Origin of the sequence: Pseudomonas aegrilactucae (genome assembly GCF_019168305.1) — a bacterium.
GTDB classification, from domain to species: Bacteria; Pseudomonadota; Gammaproteobacteria; order Pseudomonadales; family Pseudomonadaceae; genus Aquipseudomonas; species Aquipseudomonas aegrilactucae.
On sequence record NZ_JAHTBI010000092.1, the window covers coordinates 1 to 21,054 of the forward strand.

Annotated in this window: 17 protein-coding genes and 2 tRNA genes; 9 read left to right on the forward strand and 10 right to left on the reverse strand. The window is 62.3% G+C overall.

Going from position 1 to position 21,054, the window contains the following annotated elements:
• Positions 1 to 278 precede the first annotated feature (278 nt).
• Positions 279 to 971 (forward strand): DUF1266 domain-containing protein, encoded by a 693-nt coding sequence (locus KUO17_RS22430; protein ID WP_217977778.1) that lies wholly within the window; start codon positions 279 to 281, stop codon positions 969 to 971.
• On the forward strand, positions 968 to 3,658 hold the full coding sequence (locus tag KUO17_RS22435) for a DUF805 domain-containing protein (RefSeq protein ID WP_217977779.1): 2,691 nt from the start codon (positions 968 to 970) through the stop codon (positions 3,656 to 3,658). The genes KUO17_RS22430 and KUO17_RS22435 overlap by 4 nt, the downstream gene beginning before the upstream one ends.
• On the opposite strand, the gene KUO17_RS22440 is transcribed toward KUO17_RS22435, so the two are convergent.
• The 6 genes from KUO17_RS22440 to KUO17_RS22465 all read right to left on the reverse strand — a co-directional run bounded on the left by KUO17_RS22440 (position 3,655) and on the right by KUO17_RS22465 (position 9,961).
• Positions 3,655 to 5,343 carry a molecular chaperone HscC gene (locus tag KUO17_RS22440; RefSeq protein WP_217977780.1) on the reverse strand — a complete coding sequence of 563 codons (1,689 nt, stop codon included), beginning with the start codon at positions 5,341 to 5,343 and terminating at the stop codon, positions 3,655 to 3,657. The two genes, KUO17_RS22435 and KUO17_RS22440, sit on opposite strands and share 4 nt — an antisense overlap.
• Before the next feature lie 132 nt (positions 5,344 to 5,475).
• Entirely contained in the window at positions 5,476 to 7,017 is a 1,542-nt protein-coding gene (locus tag KUO17_RS22445) for an FAD/NAD(P)-binding protein (protein ID WP_217977781.1), read from the reverse strand.
• A gap of 45 nt (positions 7,018 to 7,062) precedes the next feature.
• Positions 7,063 to 8,580 carry an acyl CoA:acetate/3-ketoacid CoA transferase gene (locus KUO17_RS22450; protein WP_217977782.1) on the reverse strand — a complete coding sequence of 506 codons (1,518 nt, stop codon included), beginning with the start codon at positions 8,578 to 8,580 and terminating at the stop codon, positions 7,063 to 7,065.
• 49 nt (positions 8,581 to 8,629) lie between these two features.
• The gene (locus KUO17_RS22455; protein ID WP_217977783.1) at positions 8,630 to 9,067 is read right to left on the reverse strand and encodes a cupin domain-containing protein; all 438 of its coding nucleotides are present in this window, start codon (positions 9,065 to 9,067) and stop codon (positions 8,630 to 8,632) included.
• Positions 9,064 to 9,447, reverse strand: coding sequence for a tautomerase family protein (locus KUO17_RS22460; protein WP_217977784.1), 384 nt, complete (start codon positions 9,445 to 9,447; stop codon positions 9,064 to 9,066). The genes KUO17_RS22455 and KUO17_RS22460 overlap by 4 nt, the downstream gene beginning before the upstream one ends.
• A 4-nt stretch (positions 9,448 to 9,451) precedes the next feature.
• Positions 9,452 to 9,961: an HPP family protein gene (locus KUO17_RS22465; protein ID WP_217977785.1), complete on the reverse strand. Its 510-nt coding sequence runs from the start codon at positions 9,959 to 9,961 to the stop codon at positions 9,452 to 9,454.
• Between the two features lie 118 nt (positions 9,962 to 10,079).
• Here KUO17_RS22465 and KUO17_RS22470 point away from each other — a divergent pair, with 118 nt between their 5' ends.
• The 4 genes from KUO17_RS22470 to KUO17_RS22485 all read left to right on the forward strand — a co-directional run bounded on the left by KUO17_RS22470 (position 10,080) and on the right by KUO17_RS22485 (position 14,813).
• Complete coding sequence (locus KUO17_RS22470; RefSeq protein WP_217977786.1) at positions 10,080 to 10,622, forward strand: TetR/AcrR family transcriptional regulator; 543 nt, start codon at positions 10,080 to 10,082, stop codon at positions 10,620 to 10,622.
• An 83-nt stretch (positions 10,623 to 10,705) separates the two neighbouring features.
• On the forward strand, positions 10,706 to 11,230 hold the full coding sequence (locus KUO17_RS22475; RefSeq protein ID WP_217977787.1) for a sigma-70 family RNA polymerase sigma factor: 525 nt from the start codon (positions 10,706 to 10,708) through the stop codon (positions 11,228 to 11,230).
• 44 nt (positions 11,231 to 11,274) lie between these two features.
• Positions 11,275 to 12,237, forward strand: coding sequence for a FecR family protein (locus KUO17_RS22480; RefSeq protein ID WP_217977788.1), 963 nt, complete (start codon positions 11,275 to 11,277; stop codon positions 12,235 to 12,237).
• A gap of 110 nt (positions 12,238 to 12,347) precedes the next feature.
• The gene (locus tag KUO17_RS22485; RefSeq protein ID WP_255263737.1) at positions 12,348 to 14,813 is read left to right on the forward strand and encodes a TonB-dependent siderophore receptor; all 2,466 of its coding nucleotides are present in this window, start codon (positions 12,348 to 12,350) and stop codon (positions 14,811 to 14,813) included.
• Positions 14,814 to 15,000: 187 nt separating this feature from the next.
• Here KUO17_RS22485 and KUO17_RS22490 read toward each other — a convergent pair.
• Together KUO17_RS22490 and KUO17_RS22495 are read right to left on the reverse strand one after the other, a co-directional pair.
• Positions 15,001 to 15,077 (reverse strand) — tRNA-Asp (locus KUO17_RS22490).
• 16 nt (positions 15,078 to 15,093) lie between these two features.
• Positions 15,094 to 15,169 (reverse strand) — tRNA-Val (locus KUO17_RS22495).
• A gap of 159 nt (positions 15,170 to 15,328) precedes the next feature.
• Between KUO17_RS22495 and rdgC the strand changes: the two genes are divergently transcribed.
• From rdgC to sugE, 3 genes are all read left to right on the forward strand, one after another.
• Positions 15,329 to 16,249 carry a recombination-associated protein RdgC gene (gene rdgC, locus KUO17_RS22500; RefSeq protein WP_217977789.1) on the forward strand — a complete coding sequence of 307 codons (921 nt, stop codon included), beginning with the start codon at positions 15,329 to 15,331 and terminating at the stop codon, positions 16,247 to 16,249.
• Positions 16,250 to 16,379: 130 nt separating this feature from the next.
• The gene (locus tag KUO17_RS22505) at positions 16,380 to 17,342 is read left to right on the forward strand and encodes a bile acid:sodium symporter family protein (RefSeq protein ID WP_217977790.1); all 963 of its coding nucleotides are present in this window, start codon (positions 16,380 to 16,382) and stop codon (positions 17,340 to 17,342) included.
• Between the two features lie 117 nt (positions 17,343 to 17,459).
• Positions 17,460 to 17,777 carry a quaternary ammonium compound efflux SMR transporter SugE gene (gene sugE / locus KUO17_RS22510; protein ID WP_217977791.1) on the forward strand — a complete coding sequence of 106 codons (318 nt, stop codon included), beginning with the start codon at positions 17,460 to 17,462 and terminating at the stop codon, positions 17,775 to 17,777.
• A gap of 15 nt (positions 17,778 to 17,792) precedes the next feature.
• Here the strand turns inward: sugE and KUO17_RS22515 are convergent, their stop codons facing one another.
• Positions 17,793 to 19,667, reverse strand: coding sequence for an MFS transporter (locus KUO17_RS22515; protein ID WP_217977792.1), 1,875 nt, complete (start codon positions 19,665 to 19,667; stop codon positions 17,793 to 17,795).
• 172 nt (positions 19,668 to 19,839) lie between these two features.
• On the reverse strand, positions 19,840 to 20,991 hold the full coding sequence (locus KUO17_RS22520) for a TDT family transporter (protein WP_217977793.1): 1,152 nt from the start codon (positions 20,989 to 20,991) through the stop codon (positions 19,840 to 19,842).
• Positions 20,992 to 21,054: the final 63 nt, after the last annotated feature.

Sequence of the window (21,054 nt, forward strand, 5' to 3'; positions counted from 1 at the left end):
GGCTAGCGCCCTGCCCCCTACACGACACCTACGTTCGGCCTCCTGGGGGACGGAAAATCAAGATCAAGATCAAGGTCAACAGCAAGATCAAGATCAACGGCAACGGCAACGGCAACGGCAACGGCAACGGCAACGGCAACGGCAAGATCAACAACTGAGACCGCCGCCAGCATGGCGGAAAACACCCGGATACAATTGCCCCTCCCGCCACGCCTCTCTACAATCCGCGCCATCACGGCCAGCACCGCCCATTCCAAGCCGGCCCCGGAGCCCTTTTCATGGAAGAGATTGAACAGCATTGGCTGTACGCCCTTTCTGCCCCCATGGCCGCCCTCAACGGCGCCAGCATGACCTCCCCGCGCTACTTCGACGGCGACGGCGACCTGGACCTGAAAAAATGGTGGGGCATCAACAACCGCCACGAACTGCTGCAGATGCTCAAAATGGCCGACACCGGCCACGCCGAACGACTCAACGATGCCTACTGGAAATACTCACGCTGCCAGCCCAGCGAATGGCACGCCGTACTCGAAGACCTCGCACCACGCCAACGCGCCAACTATGAGTTCGCCGCACGCACCTACGCCGATTGCGGCTTCGGCGGCACCCGCGCCTGGGACCTGGGCCGCATGAGCTACCTGCTGCGCGCCGGTGTGTTCGAAGGCCTGATCAACGAAGCCGAAAGCCTCTGGCTGCACACCCGCCTGGCTATCCGCGCACGGCATTTCTATAACAACTGGGACAGCTACATCGCCGGCTATATGTTCGGCAAGTCAGCCTGGAACTGCTCCGACCACGACGATGAAGACTACCCTCTGCGACTCGACCGCCAAGGCGCCGAACACTGGAACCGCTGCATCATCATGAACATGCTCAAGCGCGCCAAGACACTGTTCGCCAGCCTGCCCTGGGACCTGCCGCTGGACTACCCGCCCCGGCCCGATTCGCTCGAGGAGGACACCTGGTCATGAGTTGCTGGATAAAGCTGGGCATCGAACCCACCAAGGATCAGGACATCATTCGCGGCGCCTACCGCGCTCGCCTGCCCGAGTTCCACCCCGAGACCGACCCCGAAGGTTTCCAGGTGCTGCGCGCCGCGTACGAGCATGCACTCAAGCTCGCCACCAGCGATGACGATGAGGACGACGCAGACGACGCCGTACCGGCGCGCACCCGCCCACAACGCGTACACCCGGTGATCGCCACGTTCGCACGCATGCTCGCCGACCCGGCACGGCGCTACAACGTCAACGCCTGGCAGGACTACATTCGCGAACTCGATCAACTGCCTCTCGAAGAACTCGAAGACATCAGTTGGGACCTGCTCTGGCGCCTGGAAGAAACCCGCCCGCTGTCCAACACCTGCGTGAATGTGCTGGCCAAGCGGCTGGCATGGGATCAGCAACTGCTGCGCCTGGGCTACGAGGAAGCACGCGAAGTCGAGAACCTGCTCGCGCGCTTCGCCCAACCCGATCCCTTCGACAGCGGCCTGATGAACCAGTGGTCCACGGCCGCACAGCTGGAAACCCAGTGGTACCTGCACACCCTGCTGCACCTCTATGAGCAACGCCCACTGTTCGAGCTCGCCGCCTTTGCACGCGAGCATACGGTGATCGCCCTGCCTCAGGACGCGACGTTCGTCGAAAGCCTGCTGCTGAAATTCTCCCAGGCCGGGGTTGCCAGCCCGAGCCTGTACGCCCTGTGCCTGGAGCGCCAGGCGCAACAGCCCGACGATGTCGACCTGCTGTACCTGCTCACGCACCAGGCCAGCCTGCTGGGCAAGGAAGAAGAGGCCCTGAGCGGCTGGACCCGGCTGTGGCTTGAGCACCAGCACCCGCAAGCCGCCCGCGAACTGCTCACGCTGTGCCGTACCCACCAGCCACAACGCCTGCCGCTGATGGTCCAGGCGTTCGACCGCCTGGCGCCTGTGCGCAGTTGGCCGGATGACCTGAGTGAAGACGCGCAAACCCTGGGCAGCCCATCACAGCGCCCCGAAACCCTGAGCCGCTGGTTCGAGGTGGTACGCCTGGAACTGGACGGCATCGCCGGGCTGTTCGCCGAATGGCGCGCCACCGACACCCAGGAACTGGAACTGCTCGCAAGCCTGATCGACGAACACCCGGACCCGCCCCTGCAACGGCTCTACCGCCATGCCTGGGCCTTGCACTGCGGCGACAGCGCACTGTTGCAGCAGGTGCTCGACGAACCGCACAACAGCAACCTCATCGATGAACTGATCCTGCAGGGTTTTCGCTATCAGGCCGAACAGCAACTGGCCTGGCTGCAACAGGCGCCGATCCCGCTGGCCATCCAGGCCTTCGTCACCAGCCACTCGGCCCAGCCGCAACTGCCCGCCGCGCTCAAGGACGGCGCAACCACCCTGTGCCGCGATTGGCTGCGCCGCCTGCGCCCCTACAATGCGCGCATGCTGGCACGCATCAAGGACACCTTCAGCCCGCGCGCAATGATGCCGGTGCCGTTCGGCCTGGAAATGCAGTGCACGCTGGCCGCCGAGGGCCTGGTGCTGCCGCCTGCACCGGACGCTGCCGAGCTCTGGCACTGGCACCGCCAGGCCCTGTTCATGCTGGCCCTGGCCCAGGACCCGCAGCGCTGGCTGAAGCTGGTCACCCCGAGCATGCTCGATACCCTGCAGTGCCCCTCGGGACACCCGCTGGCCAAGGTGCACACCCTGCTGCTGAACCTGCTGCAGGAACAGGGCAACCTGGAGGGCCTGCTGGGCTGGCTGGACAACCGCGACCCGCTGCAAAAGCTCATTGCCGACAGCCTGCCGGCGCCGGACCAGGCCCTGAGCAGCGCACGCCTGCCCAGCACCGAAGCCCTGCTGGCCAGCTACCACAAGGACGAAGAGGCCTTCGCCGACGACCTGCTGGGCATGATGCTGTTCTGGGCGGTGCTCTATCACGACCCGGCACTCAACGCAGAGCAGCACCGCGTGCTGCTGCGCACGATGGCCGATATCAGCAGTGAAGAGCCCTGGTTCGAAGCCTTCCGCAGTGGCCTGATCAAGGGCGAACCGAGCAAGCCGCCACGCGAGAAGCTCGATGCCTACGGCATGGACAGCGCGGTGTTCTACACGGTGATGGACACCCTCAAGGACCTGATCAAGTACGGCCGCGTCGGCGTACCCCGGCTCAAGGTCCTCAAGCAGTTGCAAAAGGCCAAGGATGACACCGGCAACGGCATCGGCCTGCGCTTCGCCCTGACGGCAGTGCTGTCCTGGAGCGAACGCCTGCTGCTGGCGCAGGCCGACCTGGAACCGGTATCGCCCTGGGCCTTCTGGCGCTGGAACACCCGCTTGGGGCGCAGCGCATTCGTTGGCCAGGTGCTGCTGTGCTTCTTCATCACGCTGGTGCTGTTCGTCACCTCCAACGGCGCGCCGGATGCGATGGCCAAGATCGCCCTGGGCATCGTGCTGCTGTTCGGCACCTGCCTGCGCCGGCTGCACGACATGGGCCATGGCATCGTGGTGATGGTGCTGCTGGCGCTGCTGTCGATAGTGGTGCCATTCCTGCCCCTGGTGCTGGTCGCCATGCCTGGCGACCGGCTGCCCAACCGCTACGGGGTATCGCCGGAACACCATGATCCACGGGAGCTGTCCGGCGGGCTGCAGGCCGTGTTGCGGCGCCTGAACAGTTAGAGGTTGAGGCCGTCCAGCGCCTGATTCAGGTGCTGGCGCTTGCTGCTGATCAGGTTGGACTGCTGGGTCGCCAGCACCTCGCTGAACTCGCTCAGCCAGGCGCCGATCTGCTCGCGCTCATCACCCAGGCTCTGCATCCAGGCCCGCTCCAGGCGGGCGGCCAGGGTGCGATTGGGCAAGGCATCACGCGGGTGGATCTTCAACCCGGCCAGGCGCTGATGGCTGAGGGTACGCGCCTCATCGTCCAGCCCCGTCGGGCTGCGATCGATGCTATGGCTGTGACGCACGCCGGTCTCCACCAGCGTCACGTCGACCTCCAGCAAGCCGTTGATGTCGTAGCTGAAACGGATATCCAGCGCCTGGATCTTGTCCATGGGCGTGAGATCGACATTGAAGTCGTCGATGAAGATATTGTCGCGCACCCACGGGCGCTCGCCCTGGTACACCGAAATATGGATGAGTTTCTGCTGCGGGTAGGTGGTGAAGAAGCGCTCCACCCGCGAGGTCGGAATCACCGTATTGCGCTCGATGATCGGCGAAAACACGCCGCTGGATTCACCACGCATCGACTCCACGCCCAGGGTGTAGGGGCACACGTCGGTCAGAATCAGCTCTTCGATGGCCGAGTCGCGGGCCTTGCATGCTGCCTGGCTGGCCGCACCGAGCGCGACGATGGTATCGGGGTCCAGGTGGCGATACGGCAGGCGGCCGAACAGGGTCGCAACCATCTGCTGCACCACCGGCATGCGCGTGGCGCCGCCCACCAGCACCAGGCTGTCCAGGTCGCGCGGGCTCAGCCGTGCATCGCGCAGGGCCTGCTCGATCGGGGCACGCACGCGGCCCAGCAGCGGCTCCCAGATCTTTTGCGCACCGGCTTCGTCCAGGGTCCACTCGCGCGGCTCGCCGGCGCCCTTCCAGTGCACCGTCTGCGCGCCTTCGCCGAGCTTGCACTTGAGCTGCTCCATGCTGTCGTACAGGCTCGCCAGGGCTTGCGGCTCGACGCTGGCCAGAGACATGTCCCAGCTTTTGAGGCAAGCCTGCATCAGGGCGGCAGTGAAGTCTTCGCCGCCCAGGAAGTTGTCACCGGTAGAGGCATGCACCTCGATCAGCGGCAAGGCGTATTCGAGCACGGTAACGTCGAAGGTGCCGCCGCCCAGGTCGAAGATCAGCGTGCGTTCGAACTTCTGCTCGTGCAGGCCGTAGGCCATGGCCGCGGCAGTGGGTTCGTTGATCAGGCGCTGCACCTTGAGGCCGGCCAGTTCGGCGGCGAACACGGTACGCTTGCGCTGTTCATCGCTGAAGTAGGCCGGCACCGAGATCACCGCCTCCTGCACCGGGCAACCCAGAAATGCCTCGGCGTCCTGCTTGAGCGAGCCCAGCACCAGCGCCGAAAGCTCCTCGGGGCCGAAGGTCTGGCCGCCCAGTTCGAAGCGTTTTTCGCTGCCCATGAAGCGCTTGAACGCCGCGACACTGCGCTCGGGGTGGGTGGTCAGGCGCGAACGGGCGGCGCGCCCGACCAGAATGCTGCCGTCTTCGTCGACACTGACCACCGAGGGGGTCAGCACCTCGCCGAGGGCATTGGGGATCAGTTGGGCCCTGCCCTCCAGCCATACGGCGATCAGGCTGTTGGTGGTACCCAGGTCGATACCCAGCAAAGGCGTTGGAGCGGAGGTTGCATCCTGCATGTTCGATCTCTTGCTAAGGCGGGCAATGGTTCAGGCATGCAAAATACAGCAATCGAATTGACGAACAAAGCCGGGCCTCAGGCATTGTCGTGGCCAGATGAACAGCCCCGCCACGAATCACTGGGTTGGGCACTACGCGTTTTCCGCGTAGAGAGCGGCTTGCAGCGGCGCGCAGTGCTTGAGGCTCAAGCGTTCAAAAAAACCTTCGCAGCACCGGGATGCATGGGTGGAGTTGATGTCCAGTGCACTGGTAAACAGGAACTCGCCATTGGTCAGCTCACCGAGCACATACAGGTCGTCTTCGCTGACGCCGCGCGCGTTGATGGCCTGATACGTCTGCCGGTCGATGCACAATCCGCCGTGGGGGTTGGCGAGCACAGCGCGATGTGCGAGCAACTTCGACATCAGCACCGAATCCAGCTTGCTGACATCGCGCGGCGAACCGGTGGCATTGATCACCGCGTCATACCGGCAGACCTCACCCTGCGCCCCGGCCACCAGGACCTCTTGATCACTGGCGCAGAGAATGCGGTGCTCGCCTGGAATGAAGGCCAGGCGCCCAGCCTCCATGTAACCCAGTATCTTCTGGGCATTGTCCACCGGTATCGACACGCGATAAGACATGAACACACCCATGTACTTCGCCAGAAACTGCTTCTTGTCAGCTTCCGAGAGCAGCGCCCACACCTTGTCGATCACTTTGTTCGTCGTATACAGCACTGCCTGCCAAGGGCGTGCCTGCTGCGCCGCATCGATCTCCTGGCGCAGAAACTCAAGAATGTCTTCAGGCGGCTGAGGCACCTGAAACTGTTCGGGTACCCCACCGCCATGCTCGGCAATCTCCTTGCTGACCAGGGTGACCAGTTGCTCCAGGGTGAGGGTTGCGTTCTGCGCCAGCAGTTCATCAAAGTAGTCAACGGTCAGATAGCGTGGCGTTATTCGACCTTGCGTGCCCCGCACAGAGGGGAAAAAGCCACTACGAGAATAGATGGTCACCTGGCCTTGATGGCCGTTTTCGAACAGCCCGATGACCGCATCGATGCAACTCAGGCGCGAACCGATCACGGCGACCGACGAGGTGGGTGCAATGAGGGCGGGCAGTTCAGAGACCGGATAAGGATGCGCGAGCATGCTGCGTCGCGGGGCACGCTGCAGCGGCTGGCCGGGCAGCGTGCCACACATCAAAAACACACTTTCGCACTTGAGCGACACACCACAATCGGTATGCACCACATAGCCCCCCAGGTGCTTGACCACATCGATGACTTCGGCGGAGATCTGCACCACATTGACGCCTACCGAGGCGGCCTCTTTGATCACGCTCTTGAAACGTGACTTCAAGTACATGCCGAACAGAGGGCGCGGCGCATAGGAGTCGATCGTCATGGAGAACGCGGGATACCGGTCACGGACGGCCGCTGCGTTGAGGTTCAACCAGGCAAAGAAATCGCCCGGCTTATCAAGGAAGGGGGTGATGTAGCCCGACTTGGTATTGAGCAGATTCGAGGCAAGGTCATGACTGTACGCCACGCCACAACCAAACTCTTCTGACTTTTCAATGACAAACAAGGTCTTGGGCGCCCCGCCGGCGGCCCGCTTGAAGTGCTGGGTGTAATAATGAAGGAACGCCAGGCACGTCGATCCTGCTCCCACAATACAGAGAGTATTTTCCATAACACAAACCTTTGGGAAGTTAATACTGAAAGCGTCAAGTACGCATTAGAGGCTGAATGTCATGACCTCAAGATCGGGCGAAACGTCAATCGGGAAATTCACCAGCGTGCGCACGGTCTCCAACGAGACGCCCGCGGCCAGTTCAACCAGGCACAGGCCGGTGGGGTGCAAGCGGAAAACGCCCACTTCGGTAATGTAGGTCACCTGTTGACCGCGACGCAGTGCCTCTGGCGCATTGAACGTCAGGTGGCCGACGCGCTCCACGAACTTGGAAATCCGTCCAGATCGGATCTGCTCCAGGCGTCCATCGTGTCCGAGGCTGACCGTAGCTCCGTCGGCGGTGGTAGTGCCGCAGAAAAACAGGTGTTTTGCGGTTTGCGATATGTTTATAAACCCGCCTGCGCCGGGCAGGCGGGTACCAAACCGGCTGACATTGACGTTCCCCGCCTTGTCGATCTCGCCAAACCCCAGAAAAGCCACATCCAGCCCACCGCCATCATAGAAGTCGAACAACGCGGCCTGATCGATGATCGCGTGCGGGTTCAACGAAGCACCGAAGCAAAGCCCCTCATCAGGTATGCCCCCCACCACGCCCGACTCCACGCTGACGGTAAAGCCCTCGATGCCAAGCCGCTTGGCATAGGCCCCTATCAGCGCAGGGATGCCGATACCCAGGTTGATGTTCGCGTGGGGGTACCTGTGCAGCTCGCGCGCGGCGCGCGAGGCAATGATTCGCCGGGCGACGGGCAGCGTATCCAGCACGACAGGTTCAACCGCTGCGGTGCGTTGCGTGTAGCCGACGGCATGATGACGGCCATAGGTTTGCGGATGCTCGGCATCCTGGGCCAGCACGACATAGTCGACCAGAAACCCTGGGATTTTCACATCGGCCGGCTTCAGGTTGCCGGACGCGGTTATTTTCTTGACCTGGACAATGACCTTGCCGCCGCAGTTCTTCACGGCCTGGGCCTGGGCCAGCACGTCCATGAACGATGTTTCAGATTCCAGCGAGATGTTGCCGCACTCGTCCGACACACTGCCGCGCAGTAACGCGTAGTCCAGGGGCAGCGTCGGGTACAGCAGGTAACGCTGGCCTTTGATCGTGATGGGCTCGACCAGCGACTGCGCCTGTTGCGAACCAATGACGCCACCACCGTGCTCGGGGTCGACAAAGGTTCCCAGGCCGATGCGGGTGATAAGGCCAGGCTCATGGGCGGCGATCTTTGAAAACAGCTTGCTGATCACCCCCTGGGGCCAGTTATGCGCTTGCAGCCGCCCTTGCACCGCCATCTCGGCCAACGCCGGGCAAAGCCCCCAGAACCCTCCGATTGCCTTGACCACCAGGCCGTCGAGCGCGAGTTGGTCCAACCCTCTACCCGCCTTGTCACCCTGACCGGCCGCAAACAGCAACGTCAACGTGTTCGGCGAGCCTGTCTGCAGAAATGAGCGACGCAGCGCTTGAGTCAGTAAATCAGGGTGACCACAACTGCCAAATCCTCCCGACACGACGGTCGAGCCGTCGGCGATAAGCGCCGCGGCTTGCGATGCAGTAATAATGTCCATTGAATCACATGTCTTTGATTGAAAACGCGGATGTGAAAGCGCCGGTGTGTCAGGTCAACTGCTTGACCGGTACGTCACGAAAGGCAAGAAGGGTGCACCCCTGGGTGGTGCGCATTTCGTGAACAGTGCCCGGTTCGCGCACAATCAATGTGCCCGGCCGATACAACACATCATTTTCAACATACTCACCTTTCAACACCAACACGGTCTCATACCCCATGTGTACATGCGCCGGGGTAAACGCGCCGGGAAGATACTGCAAGATGGCGCAGTCGGACCCCAGCGGGTCATCCTTGGTGTTGTCGAATATGGGGTGAATCAACACATTTTTTCTCAGCCCCGGCTGATAGGGTACGAACGCCAGGTCGGGCAGTTCGGCTTCACCCAGCCCCAGGTCGATCACCCTGTCGCCAGGTGAATCGACGCGCGAGGTATCGTCCAGCAAACAACGGAGCACACTCTCTCTTGCATTGACCGCGGCACTCATCGACCACTCCTTACGTATTGTGTTAATCCATCGAAGCCCCAGAACTGACCGTCCATGCACTTCACGGCAATATAGTTTGGCGCGCCCTGCACCCCACCGAGGATGTCTTTCAACAAGGCATAGGACGAATAGATCCAACTATCGATCTGCTCGAACGTGTTGGTGTTCTGGGTGATCGTTATTTCCAGATGAAAGACCACACCTTGACCGACGCGCGCGCCCCCCACAAACCATTGACTCTTCACGTCATTGATTCTGACCACCGTCAGCGCTGCGTTCTTGCCCAGCAGGTTGCTGGTCAGCGCCGTCAACTGTTGGGCAATCTGCTGCTTCAGGGTGTCGTCGACCGCTTGCGACAGGTTCAGGTTCAGGATAGGCATGCCGTCACCAGTACTTGGGCCATTGACTGGTCGAACTCGCGTTGTTCAACACCAGGGCGATCAGTACCAATACGACTGAACTGGCCAACACCGGGACCAGAAGAAAATCCCACGTGGCACCGCCCGCCAGAATCACCACCAGTGGATCGGCACCCGCCGGTGCGTGCAGTGTTCTAGTCAGTTGCATCAATGCAATCGCCACACCGACCGCTACGCCCATGCACAGAGGGCTGCCCCCCAGATACTTGGCGACCACAATGCCCACGAAGCTGGAAACCAGGTGGCCCCCAATCACATTGCGCGGCTGTGCGAGCGGGGCATCAGGTACTGCGAACAGCAGCACACACGTGGCACCGAGCGGCGCCATCATGAATGGCAAGCCGAAACTCTGTGTCAAAATTGCAATAACACCAATGCCCAGAAGCCCACCTATGAGACCATTCCAAACCAGTCGCGCAGCCGGCCGCGACGGCAATGGGTTCCCCCCCGCCATTTTCCCAATGAATTTGATCACTGTTATCCCTTCTAAAGTAGACAGACCTGTCTGTATTGCGGCCGCCACTATACGTGCCATTACTGCGCATAAAAATTGATAATAACTATTGGCTATATATTTTTAATAGGAATAACGCATGACAAAACGCGACGAAATTCTCATCACTGCCCTGAAGCTGTTCTCTCACCATGGCTATGCGGGTGTCGGGATAGACAGGATCATTGCTGAGTCAGGTGTGGCCAAAATGACCCTGTACAAGCAATTTGGCACAAAGGAGGGATTGATCGAGGCGACCCTGAAGCTGCGTGACGAGTTGTTCATGGCAGACCTTTCGAGCTACGTGGGTCAACACGCCAGCGGCGCCGAAAAAATACAGGCCATTTTCGAGTGGCACCGTCGCTGGTTTAAAGCGCCCGATTTCAATGGCTGCATTTTCATCAAGGCCTGCGAAGAATTCGGCGACTCGGTGCCAGCCTTCACCACCATCATGCGCAACCACAAAATAGCCATTCAAGACCTTGTCCGACGGTGCCTGAACGAAATGGGCGCCAGGGACGTCGAGAAACACACGGCGCTGATCTTTATCTGCATAGAAGGGCTGACAATCCAGGCCAACATGTTCAAGGCCGATGATTTCACAGCCCCTGTCATGGCGAGCGTTCTGACGCTTATCCAATGAGCGCCTGCGTTGCACGCAAAACATCTATGATAGTAATTCTCATTTGAGATAAGCTTGCACATCACGCCCCATGAGCAGAACGGATGTCCACGCCCACCTCCGCCGTCAACCCGCTGGTCAGCGCTTTCCAGGAGCATTACGCCGATCTTCTGGCGTTCCTTGCGCGGCGCATGGGCAATGTGGAGAAGGCCGCGGATGTGGCTCAGGATACCTACCTGCGCCTGGCCAGCCTGTCCGACACGGCGCAGATTCTCGAGCCGCGGGCCTTCGTCTTCCGCGTCGCCAGCAACCTTGCCATCGACCGCCTGCGCCAGGAACAGCGGCGCTCGGCGCTGCACGACAACGACTGCGACAACCATGAGTTCTGCGACCCGCTGGCGTCTCCAGAGAAGCAGTTCCTGGCGGCCGAGGCGATCGAACAACTGGACAAGAGCCTGGCCCAGTTGCCCAGCAAGGCGCGCCTGGCCTTGCTGCTCAACCGCCTGGAAGGCTTGACCCATGCGCAGATCGCCGTGCGTCTGGAGGTCTCCGAAAGCACCGTGGGCAAGTACATCGTGCAGGCCATGCGCCATTGCCGCGATTGGCTACGTCAGTCGGAATGTATTTAGAATGCCTGGTATGCCCCCTCTGACGGTTTCAGCAGCCCCTTATCATGACTAAACCTATCCATCCCCAAGCAGCCTCTGTCGAGTTGGAGGATCACGCCATCGAGCAGTGGGTGATGCTGATGTCAGGGAATGCCAGCGAGTCGGATCATGCCGCGTTCCGGCAGTGGCGCCAGCGCAGCCCGGCGCACGAAGCGGCCGCCCGGTTGGCCGAGCAGATGTGGCAGGGATTGCCGCAGACGGCTACCGCGCAAGCCTTCGTGCCGCCCGCGTTCAAGCGCCCTGCCCGAGGCCTGCGATGGGCTGCGTTGGCAGCCGGGGTGGCGCTGCTGGCCGTGACCAGTCTGGGCCAGCCCTTGAAGGTGTACACGGCAGACCAGGCTACAGCCGTGGGCGAGCGCAGGCACCTGGTGCTCGAGGACGGCAGCGAGGTCTGGCTGAACAGCGCCAGCGCACTCTCGGTTCGCTATTCGTCGACGCGCCGCGATATAGACCTGATCAAAGGCGAAGCGCTGTTCCAGGTCAGCAAGAACCCGGCGCGCCCCTTCGTGGTACATGCCGCCGGGGGGACGGCCCAGGCACTGGGTACCCGGTTTGACGTCAATCTGGTCAAGGCGCACGTACAGGTCGGTGTCAGCGAGGGCGTCGTGCAAGTGACGTCCGGCGGCAAGAGTGCGCGCCTGGAACCGTCTCAACAGCTGGATTATGCCGAAGGCCGGCCGCCGTCCGCGACACGCCCGCTGGACGTGGCCAGTGATACCGCCTGGCAGCGAGGCAAGCTGATTTTCAATCGGCGCCCGCTGGACGAGGTGGTGACCGAAATCGGGCGTTATGTGCCGGGGGCACTGATGGTGACGGGGCGTCTGCCGAGCACTGCCGTAAGCGGGGTGTTCAACCTGGACGACGGGCCAGCGATGTTCAGCACGCTGGCGCGCACCCAGCCACTGCAGGTCGTGCAACTGCCGTGGCTGACGCTGGTGATGAACGCCGAAAACAGCGAAGGAAAATAAATCCGCATTTTGTTGGCAAGGTTGGGCGTAGTGAATCGTCGTTGGTTTTGAACGCGAATACTTCTCATAAATATCGCTTCCTTACCAACATTTGATGACGGACGATTTCAATGCAGGCGCCTTCCAACACTTTTCCGCTCAGCGGCCGTACCTTGACGCTGGCCATCGCTCTGACCCTGTGTGGCGGGATGCCGCTGGCCCTGCCGGTGGCCCAGGCCGCTGAAGCCTCCAGCCGTCTGACCCTGAACCTGGCGTCCGAGCCACTCGACAGGATGCTGACCCAACTGGCTGACCAGGCCAACGTTCGGCTGGTGTTCAACTCCAACGACCTTGCCAGCCGATCCGGTCCCGCCCTGCAGGGCGCCTACACCTTGGGCCAGGCGCTGGACCAGTTGCTGCAAGGCAGCGGCCATACGTGGCAGATGCTGGACGGTCAGACCCTGGTGCTGGAAAAACTGCCTGCGGGCGAGGCGTCCGTGCAACTGGGCGCCACGGCCATCGACGGCAAGTCGGTCGAATCGGCGTACGGCCCGGTCGCCGGGATCGTGGCAAAACGCAGCGCCACCGGCTCGAAGACCGATAGCGCGCTGAGCGAGATCCCGCAGACCATCAACGTCATCACCCAGGACGAAGTCAAGATGCGCGGTGCCCAATCGGTTACCGAGGCCCTGCGCTACACCGCCGGCATGACCGGGGGCGGCTTCGCCGACCGGGTAAAAGTGTTCGACGAGCCCACCTCCCGTGGCTTTTCCCCTACCCCGCTGTACCTGGACGGCCTGCACCTGCCTTACAGCGGCGGCAGCACCGGCGGCTCGCTGCAGATCGACCCTTACACGCTTGAGCGCATCGAAGTGCTCAAAGGCCCGGCGTCGGTACTCTACGGCCAGAACCAGCCTGGCGGTATCGTCAACATGGTGAGCAAGCGCCCGACGGCCACGCCCCTGCATGAAGTGGTCATCGGTGGCGGCAGCCATGACCGCAAGTACGGTGCCTTCGACCTTGGTGGGCCGATCGACGACCAGGGGCAATTCCTGTATCGCCTGACCGGGGTCGTCAACGACAGCGACTCGCAGATCGACTACGCCAACCAGAATCGCATGCTGCTGGCGCCGAGCTTGACCTGGCTGGTCAATGACCGCACCACCGTCACCGTATTCGGCCAGTACCAGAAAGACCGCGACACCCCGGAAGCCCAGGGCCTGCCAGCCAAGGGGACGGTGTACGGCACCGCCAACGGACGAATCAGCCGCAGCCTGTTCATCGGCGAACCGGGCCTGAACAAGTACGACCGCGAGCAGTTCGTGGTCGGCTACGAGATCGCCCACGAACTCAACGACATCTGGACCCTCAAGCAGAATGCGCGTTACGCCGACCTCAACGACCGTTATGTAGCGCCGCTGCACGGCTACGCGTTCGGCCCCAACCCGGTCACCGGTGCCAACGACTTCAGCTATCAGGCAAACCGCTACGGGGTGGACTGGGCACAGCACAACAAGGTCTACGGCATCGATAACATCGCCCAGGCCAAGTTCACCACCGGCGAGCTGGAGCACACCCTGCTGCTGGGCGTGGACTACTACCACTTCAACTCCGAATTCCTCGGCCGTTATGACCGCCGCGCCCCTGGCATCGATCTTTACAACCCGGTGTATGGCAGCGAGCTCACCTTTGCCCAGCCTCATCGCTGGGACAACACCATCGAACAGACCGGCCTGTACGTTCAGGACCAGTTGCGCTGGAACCGATGGTTCCTGACCCTGGGCGGTCGATACGACGTTGCCGAGACTGACAACAAGACACCGCTGAACGGCGGGCACACGAACTCGAAGGATGAAAAATTCACCGCGCGAGCAGGCCTGGGCTACGGCTTCGACAATGGCATCACGCCGTACGTGAGCTACGCCGAATCATTCCTGCCGCTGTCCGGCGTCGACAGCACCGGCTCGCCGTTCGAACCGACCAACGGTAAACAGTACGAAGTCGGGGTCAAGTACGAGCCTGCGTCCATCGACGGTTTCATCCAGCTGTCTGCCTACCAGATCGACCAGGACAACATGCTGACCAGCGACCGCGTCAGGCCGGAGATCACCGTGCAGAGCGGTTCGGTTCGTTCACGCGGTGTAGAACTGGAAGGCAAGGTCAATGTCACCGACAACCTGCGCGTGCTGGCTGCCGTATCGCGCAACCAGATCAAGTGGCGCAGCATCAACGACAGCCGTGAAGGCCGAACCCTGGCCATGCAGCCACCGCTGACCGCCTCGGCGTGGGTCAATTACGACTTCGACATTGCCACCGCACTGGCCGGCTTCGGGGTGGGCCTGGGTGCGCGCTACGTGAGCAGCAGCTACGGCTCGGACTATGCCGAAGAATCCTTCCAGATTCCGTCCTACACGGTGTATGACGCGATGGTGTCGTATGACCTGGAAAAATCGCCGCTGCGCGTCAAGGGCGTGAAGCTCAAGGCCAACCTGCAGAACCTCACGGACGAGAAATACGTGGCGGCGTGCAATGGTGTAATGGACTGCTACTACGGCGAAGGTCGCACCATGACCGCAGACGTGACCTACAACTGGTAACCCAGGACAGGGCTTTACCGACAAGGCGCCCTCACGGCGCCTTGTTCGTTATGGCGCGAAGCCAATACCGATGTCGATGCCCCCCGCACTGACGGGCGGAAGGTCAAATTTAAGGCACAAAAAAAGCGACCCTAAGGTCGCTTCGTTTGTGGCTTCAGGGAGTTCAGTGGGCCCTGAAGCTAAGATATGGCGCAGCGGACGGGACTCGAACCCGCGACCCCCGGCGTGACAGGCCGGTATTCTAACCGACTGAACTACCGCTGCGCGATACACTGAGAAGTGGTGGGTGATGACGGGATCGAACCGCCGACCCTCTGCTTGTAAGGCAGATGCTCTCCCAGCTGAGCTAATCACCCTTCGTCTCGGTGTGGCGCGCATTCTACGGAGCACCTCACACTCTGGCAAGCACTTTTTTAAAATAATTTTTCAGGCCTTCCAATGACTTAGCGGGCTTGGCCTGGAGACGCCGCTCGGAGAATAATGCCCTCCTTATGTACCGAGGAGAGATTCGACCCATGTGGTTCAAAAACCTGCTGCCCTACCGCCTGACCCAGGACATTCAGTTTGACGCCGAGGCGTTGGAAACTGCGCTGGCCACCAAGCCCGCGCGCCCGTGTGCCAGCCAGGAGTTGACCACCTACGGTTTCGTCGCGCCGTTCGGCAAAGGCGAGGACGCCCCCCTGGTGCACGTCAGCGGCGAGTTCCTGCTGATTGCCGCACGCAAGGAAGAACGCATCCTGCCAGGCAGCGTCGTGCGCGATGCGGTCAAGGAGAAGATCGACGAGATCGAAGCCGAGCAGATGCGCAAGGTCTACAAGAAGGAACGCGACCAGATCAAGGACGAGATCATCCAGGCCTTCCTGCCGCGCGCCTTTATCCGTCGCTCGATGATCTTCGCGGCCATCGCCCCCAAGCAGGGCCTGGTGCTGGTCAACTCGGCCAGCGCCAAGCGCGCCGAAGACCTGCTGTCGACCCTGCGTGAAGTGATGGGCTCGCTGCCGGTGCGCCCGGTGACCGTGAAGATCGCGCCAAGCGCGACCCTGACCGACTGGGTCAAGGAACAGAAAGCGGCGCCCGACTTCTATGTACTGGACGAATGCGAACTGCGCGACACCCACGAAGACGGCGGTATCGTGCGCTGCAAGCGCCAGGACCTGACCAGCGACGAGATCCAGCTGCATCTGGGTACCGGCAAAATCGTCACCCAGCTGTCGCTGGCCTGGCAGGACAAGCTGTCGTTCGTGCTCGACGACAAGATGGTGATCAAGCGCCTGAAGTTCGAAGAACTGCTGCAGGATCAGGCCGAGGAAGATGGCGGTGAAGAAGCGCTGGGCCAGCTCGATGCCAGCTTCACCCTGATGATGCTGACCTTCGGCGACTTCCTGCCGGCGCTGTTCGAAGCGCTGGGTGGCGAGGAGATCCCGCAGGGGATCTGATTCACTCTCAATAGATAGACGCCTTGCGGGCCCTATCGCGGCTCAAGCCCGCCCCCCAAGGGTCGCTGCATTCCTTGTGGGAGCGGGCTTGACCCGCGATGGGGCCACCGATAATAAAAAGGAGCCCCCCATGCGCGCCCTCGCCGCCCTCAGCCGCTTCGTCGGCAATACATTCGCCTGGTGGGTGCTGCTGTTCGCCCTGCTGGCCTTCCTCCAGCCCGCCTGGTTCATCGGCCTCAAGGTGGCCATCGTGCCGCTGCTGGGCCTGGTGATGTTCGGCATGGGCCTGACCCTCAAGGTCGACGACTTCGCCGCCGTGTTCCGTCAACCCTGGCGCGTGGCGCTGGGCGTGGTCGCACACTTCGTGATCATGCCGGGGATGGCCTGGCTGCTGTGCCAGCTGTTCCACCTGCCCGCAGAGATCGCCGTCGGCGTGATCCTGGTCGGCTGCTGCCCAAGCGGCACCTCTTCCAACGTGATGGCCTGGCTGGCCAAGGGCGACCTGGCCCTGGCCGTGGCCATCGCCGCCGTCACCACCCTGCTCGCCCCGCTGCTGACCCCGGCGCTGATCTGGCTGCTGGCCTCGGCCTGGCTGCCGGTCTCGTTCATGGAGATGTTCTGGTCGATCCTGCAACTGGTGATGCTGCCGATTGTGCTCGGCGTGCTCGCCCAGCGTCTGCTCGGCGCCCGCGTGCAACTGGCCGTGCAGGTGCTGCCACTGGTGTCGGTGGTGAGCATCGTGCTGATCGTGTGCGCGGTGGTGGCCGCCAGCCAGGCCAAGATCGCCGAGTCGGGCCTGCTGATCATGGCCGTGGTGATCCTGCACAACACCTTCGGCTTCGCCCTGGGCTACCTCACCGGCAAGCTGTTCAAGCTGCCCCTGGCGCAGCGCAAATCGCTGGCACTGGAAGTCGGCATGCAGAACTCCGGGCTTGGCGCGGCACTGGCCAGTGCGCACTTTTCGCCCCTGGCTGCGGTGCCGAGCGCGTTGTTCAGCGTGTGGCACAACATCTCCGGTGCGCTACTCTCGACCTGGTTCCGGCGCATGGAAGAGCCGACCACAGCCCCTGAACAGGTCGATGCCACGCGCTGACCCCTGCTTGCCCCCCGGCGAGGAAATGTGCACTATAGTGCGCACTGTGAGGACGACCTCACGACGCATTGCGTGACCGACCCGGGGACGGCCCCATCACTCGATGGAGTACACCGCATGTCCTGGATCATCCTGTTTTTCGCCGGCCTGTTCGAAGTCGGCTGGGCCGTCGGCCTCAAGTACACCGACGGCTTTACCCGCCCCCTGCCCACCGTGCTGACGGTTGCCGCCATGGCGGTGAGCCTGGGCTTGCTGGGCCTGGCCATGAAAGAGCTGCCACTGGGCACCGCCTACGCGATCTGGACCGGTGTCGGTGCAGTGGGCACGGTGATCGCCGGGATCATCCTGTTCGGCGAGTCCATGGCGCTGATGCGCCTGGGCAGCGTTGCGCTGATCGTCATCGGCCTGATCGGGCTCAAGGTCAGCGCCAGCTGACCCAGGCCCTGCTGGCTAGCGCGAGGCACCACGCAATTCGCTGACCCGCTCGCGCAGCAGCGCCGGCTGCGCCGCCTCCACAGGCACGGCGTTGCCGGCCACCAGGGTCACCCGCGACCACAGCCGGCGCAGGAACCCCTTGGCCGGGTCACGACTGAAGAAACTCCCCCACAACCCTTGCAGCGCCAGCGGGATCACCGGCACGGGCGTGCGCTCCAGAATCAGGCTCAAGCCCCCCTTGAACGCATCGATCTCGCCATCGGCGGTCAGCTTGCCTTCCGGGAAGATACACACCAGCTCACCGTCAGCCAGATACGCGGCGATCTTCTCGAACGCCCGCTCGTAGGTGGCCAGGTCCTCGTTGCGCCCGGCAATCGGGATGGCGCCAGCGGTGCGGAAGATGAAGTTGAGCACCGGCAACCGGTAGATCCTGTAGTACATGACAAAGCGGATCGGCCGGCGCACAGCCCCGGCAATCAGCAGCGCATCGACGAACGACACGTGATTGCACACCAGCAGGGCTGCGCCCTCATCCGGAATCCTGTCCAGGTCGCGGTGCTCGACACGGTACATGGAATGGCTGAGCAGCCAGATCATGAAGCGCATGCTGAACTCGGGCACGATACGGAAGATGTAGGTGTTGACCGCGATATTCAACAGCGACACCACCAGGAACAGCTGCGGGATGCTCAGCTTGGCCACGCCCAGCAACAACATGGTGATGACGGCCGACACCACCATGAACAACGCATTGAGGATATTGTTGGCAGCGATCACCCGGGCACGCTGGTCTTCGGGGGTGCGCGACTGGATCAACGCGTACAGCGGTACGATATAGAAGCCGCCAAAAATCCCCAGGCCCATGATCGACAGCAGGATCCACCAGGCCTTGCTCATGCCCAGCAGGGCCAGCCAGTCATAGGGCGCGCCAGCCGCCGGGATATCCCCCGAGTGCCACCACCACAGCAGGCCGAACACCGTCAGGCCGAACGAACCGAACGGCACCAGACCGATCTCCACCTTGCGCCCGCTCAGGCGCTCGCACAGCAGCGAACCCACCGCGATGCCCACCGAGAACAGCGTCAGGATCAGGGTGACCACGGTTTCGTCGCCGTGCATCCATTCCTGAGCGTAGGCCGGAATCTGCGTCAGATAGATAGCGCCGACAAACCAGAACCATGAGTTGCCCACGATCGAGCGCGACACCGCTGGGGTCTGTTTCAGGCCCATGCGCAGGGTCGCGACGGTCTGGGTGAAGATGTTCCACTGCAGCTTCAGCTCTGGCGAGGAGGCGGCCGCACGCGGGATCGCGCGGCTGGCCAGGTAACCGAGCACCGCCACCAGCACCACGGCGCTGGCCACCAGCGGCGCATAGTGGGTGCTGGACATCATCACCCCGGCACCGATCGTACCGGCCAGGATCGCCAGGAAGGTGCCCATTTCCACCAGGCCGTTGCCGCCGACCAACTCCTCTTCACGCAGCGCCTGGGGCAGGATCGAATACTTGACCGGGCCGAACAGCGCCGAGTGCGTGCCCATGGCGAACAGTGCCAGCAGCATCATCCACAGGTGGTTATAGAGAAAGCCGGCGGCGCCCACGCCCATGATCACGATCTCGGCCAGCTTGATCGTGCGGATCAGCGCGTCCTTGGCGAATTTTTCGCCGAACTGCCCGGCCAGGGCCGAGAACAGAAAGAACGGCAGGATGAACAGCAACGCACAGAGGTTGACCAGGAAGGTGCCGTCGGCACCCAGGCTCAGTTTGTAGAGGATGGCCAGGATCAGCGACTGCTTGAACAGGTTGTCGTTGAACGCCCCCAGCGACTGGGTGACGAAAAACGGCAGGAAGCGCCGTTTTTGCAGCAGGGCAAACTGTGAGGGGTGACTCATCGTCCATGGTCCTGAGTGAGGCTTTGTGATTGGAGGAACCTGGTACGCAAAAAGCCACAGTTGCTCAGGTAAATGCAAGTGATCGTGACGCCCCCTTCGCTGGCAAGCCAGCTCCCACACGCTATGAGAGCGCCGCAAAACCCTGTCGGGAGCTGGCTTGCCAGCGAAAAGCTCAACGCCGCTCGCTGGACGGACACCCCGCAATGCAAGGCGACACGAACAACTCACCACGCCACGCCCCCGCCAGTGTGCGGCTGGCCACCAGCAGCCACAGCCCTGCCAGCGCCACCACCAGCACATGCCCCATCACCACGAAGAACCCCAGGTGCAGCCACGCGGCCAGCTTCAGGGTTGCCAGTGCATACACGCCCAGCGGAAAGGTGAAGCCCCACCAACTCAGGTTGAACGGCATGCCCTCGCGCAGATGGCGCAGCGTGATCAACACCGCGGTGAGCAACCACCAGGCCCCCGCACCCCACAGCACGATGCCTGCTACCAGGCCCAGCCCGCGGGCGATCTCGCCCAGGCTGCCGAGCCCGTTGGCGGCGAAGATGGCCGGGGCATCGCCCCCCAGCAACAACATGCCCAGCGCCCCGGTACCGATCGGCCCCAGGGCCAGCCAGCTCGACGCCGCCATGCTCGCCGGCGGCAGTTTGTGCAGCGCCATGCGCAGCATCAGGATGGTCAGGATGCTGAACGCCACCGGCAACGACACCGCCCACAGCACATAGCTGGTGATCAGCACTTGAAACTGCTGATGCGCATCCACCAGGTGCGGGGCCAGCAGGCCACCGCTGGCCGCCGCCACCTCGGCCGCCACCACCGGCAACAGCCATACCGCGGTCATCTGGTCGATGCTGTGTTCCTGGCGGGTGAACATCAGGTACGGAATCGCCACCCCGCACAGCAAGGCCAACGCCACGTCGAACCACCACAGCGCCTCGACCCACGGCACGATGCCGTCGCCCCAGCGTGCGATGCCAAACACCAGCGCGCCATTGAGCAGCGTTGCCAGCCCCATCGGAATGGTGCCGAAAAACATCGAGACCGTGGAATGGGCAAAGATGCGGCGCGCCTCGTCGAAGAACATGACCCAACGCGCGCCGTACAGCACGCTGAACAGCACGAACAGGGCGATACTCGACACCCACAGTGCCTCGGCCACACCGAACAAGGCCGGCAGCGCCTGCGGCAACGCCAGGGCCAGCACACCGGTACCCATGGTGGCGGCGAACCAGTTGGGGGTGAATTGGCGAATCACTTCACGCGGGTGAGCCAGATGGCTCAGCGGGCGAAGCGGATGGGCAGTGTTTGCACAGGTCATAAGGGTCGTCTCCGGTCCCCTGATGGGGTGAATTCGATCTTACAACTGGCCGGAATATCGATA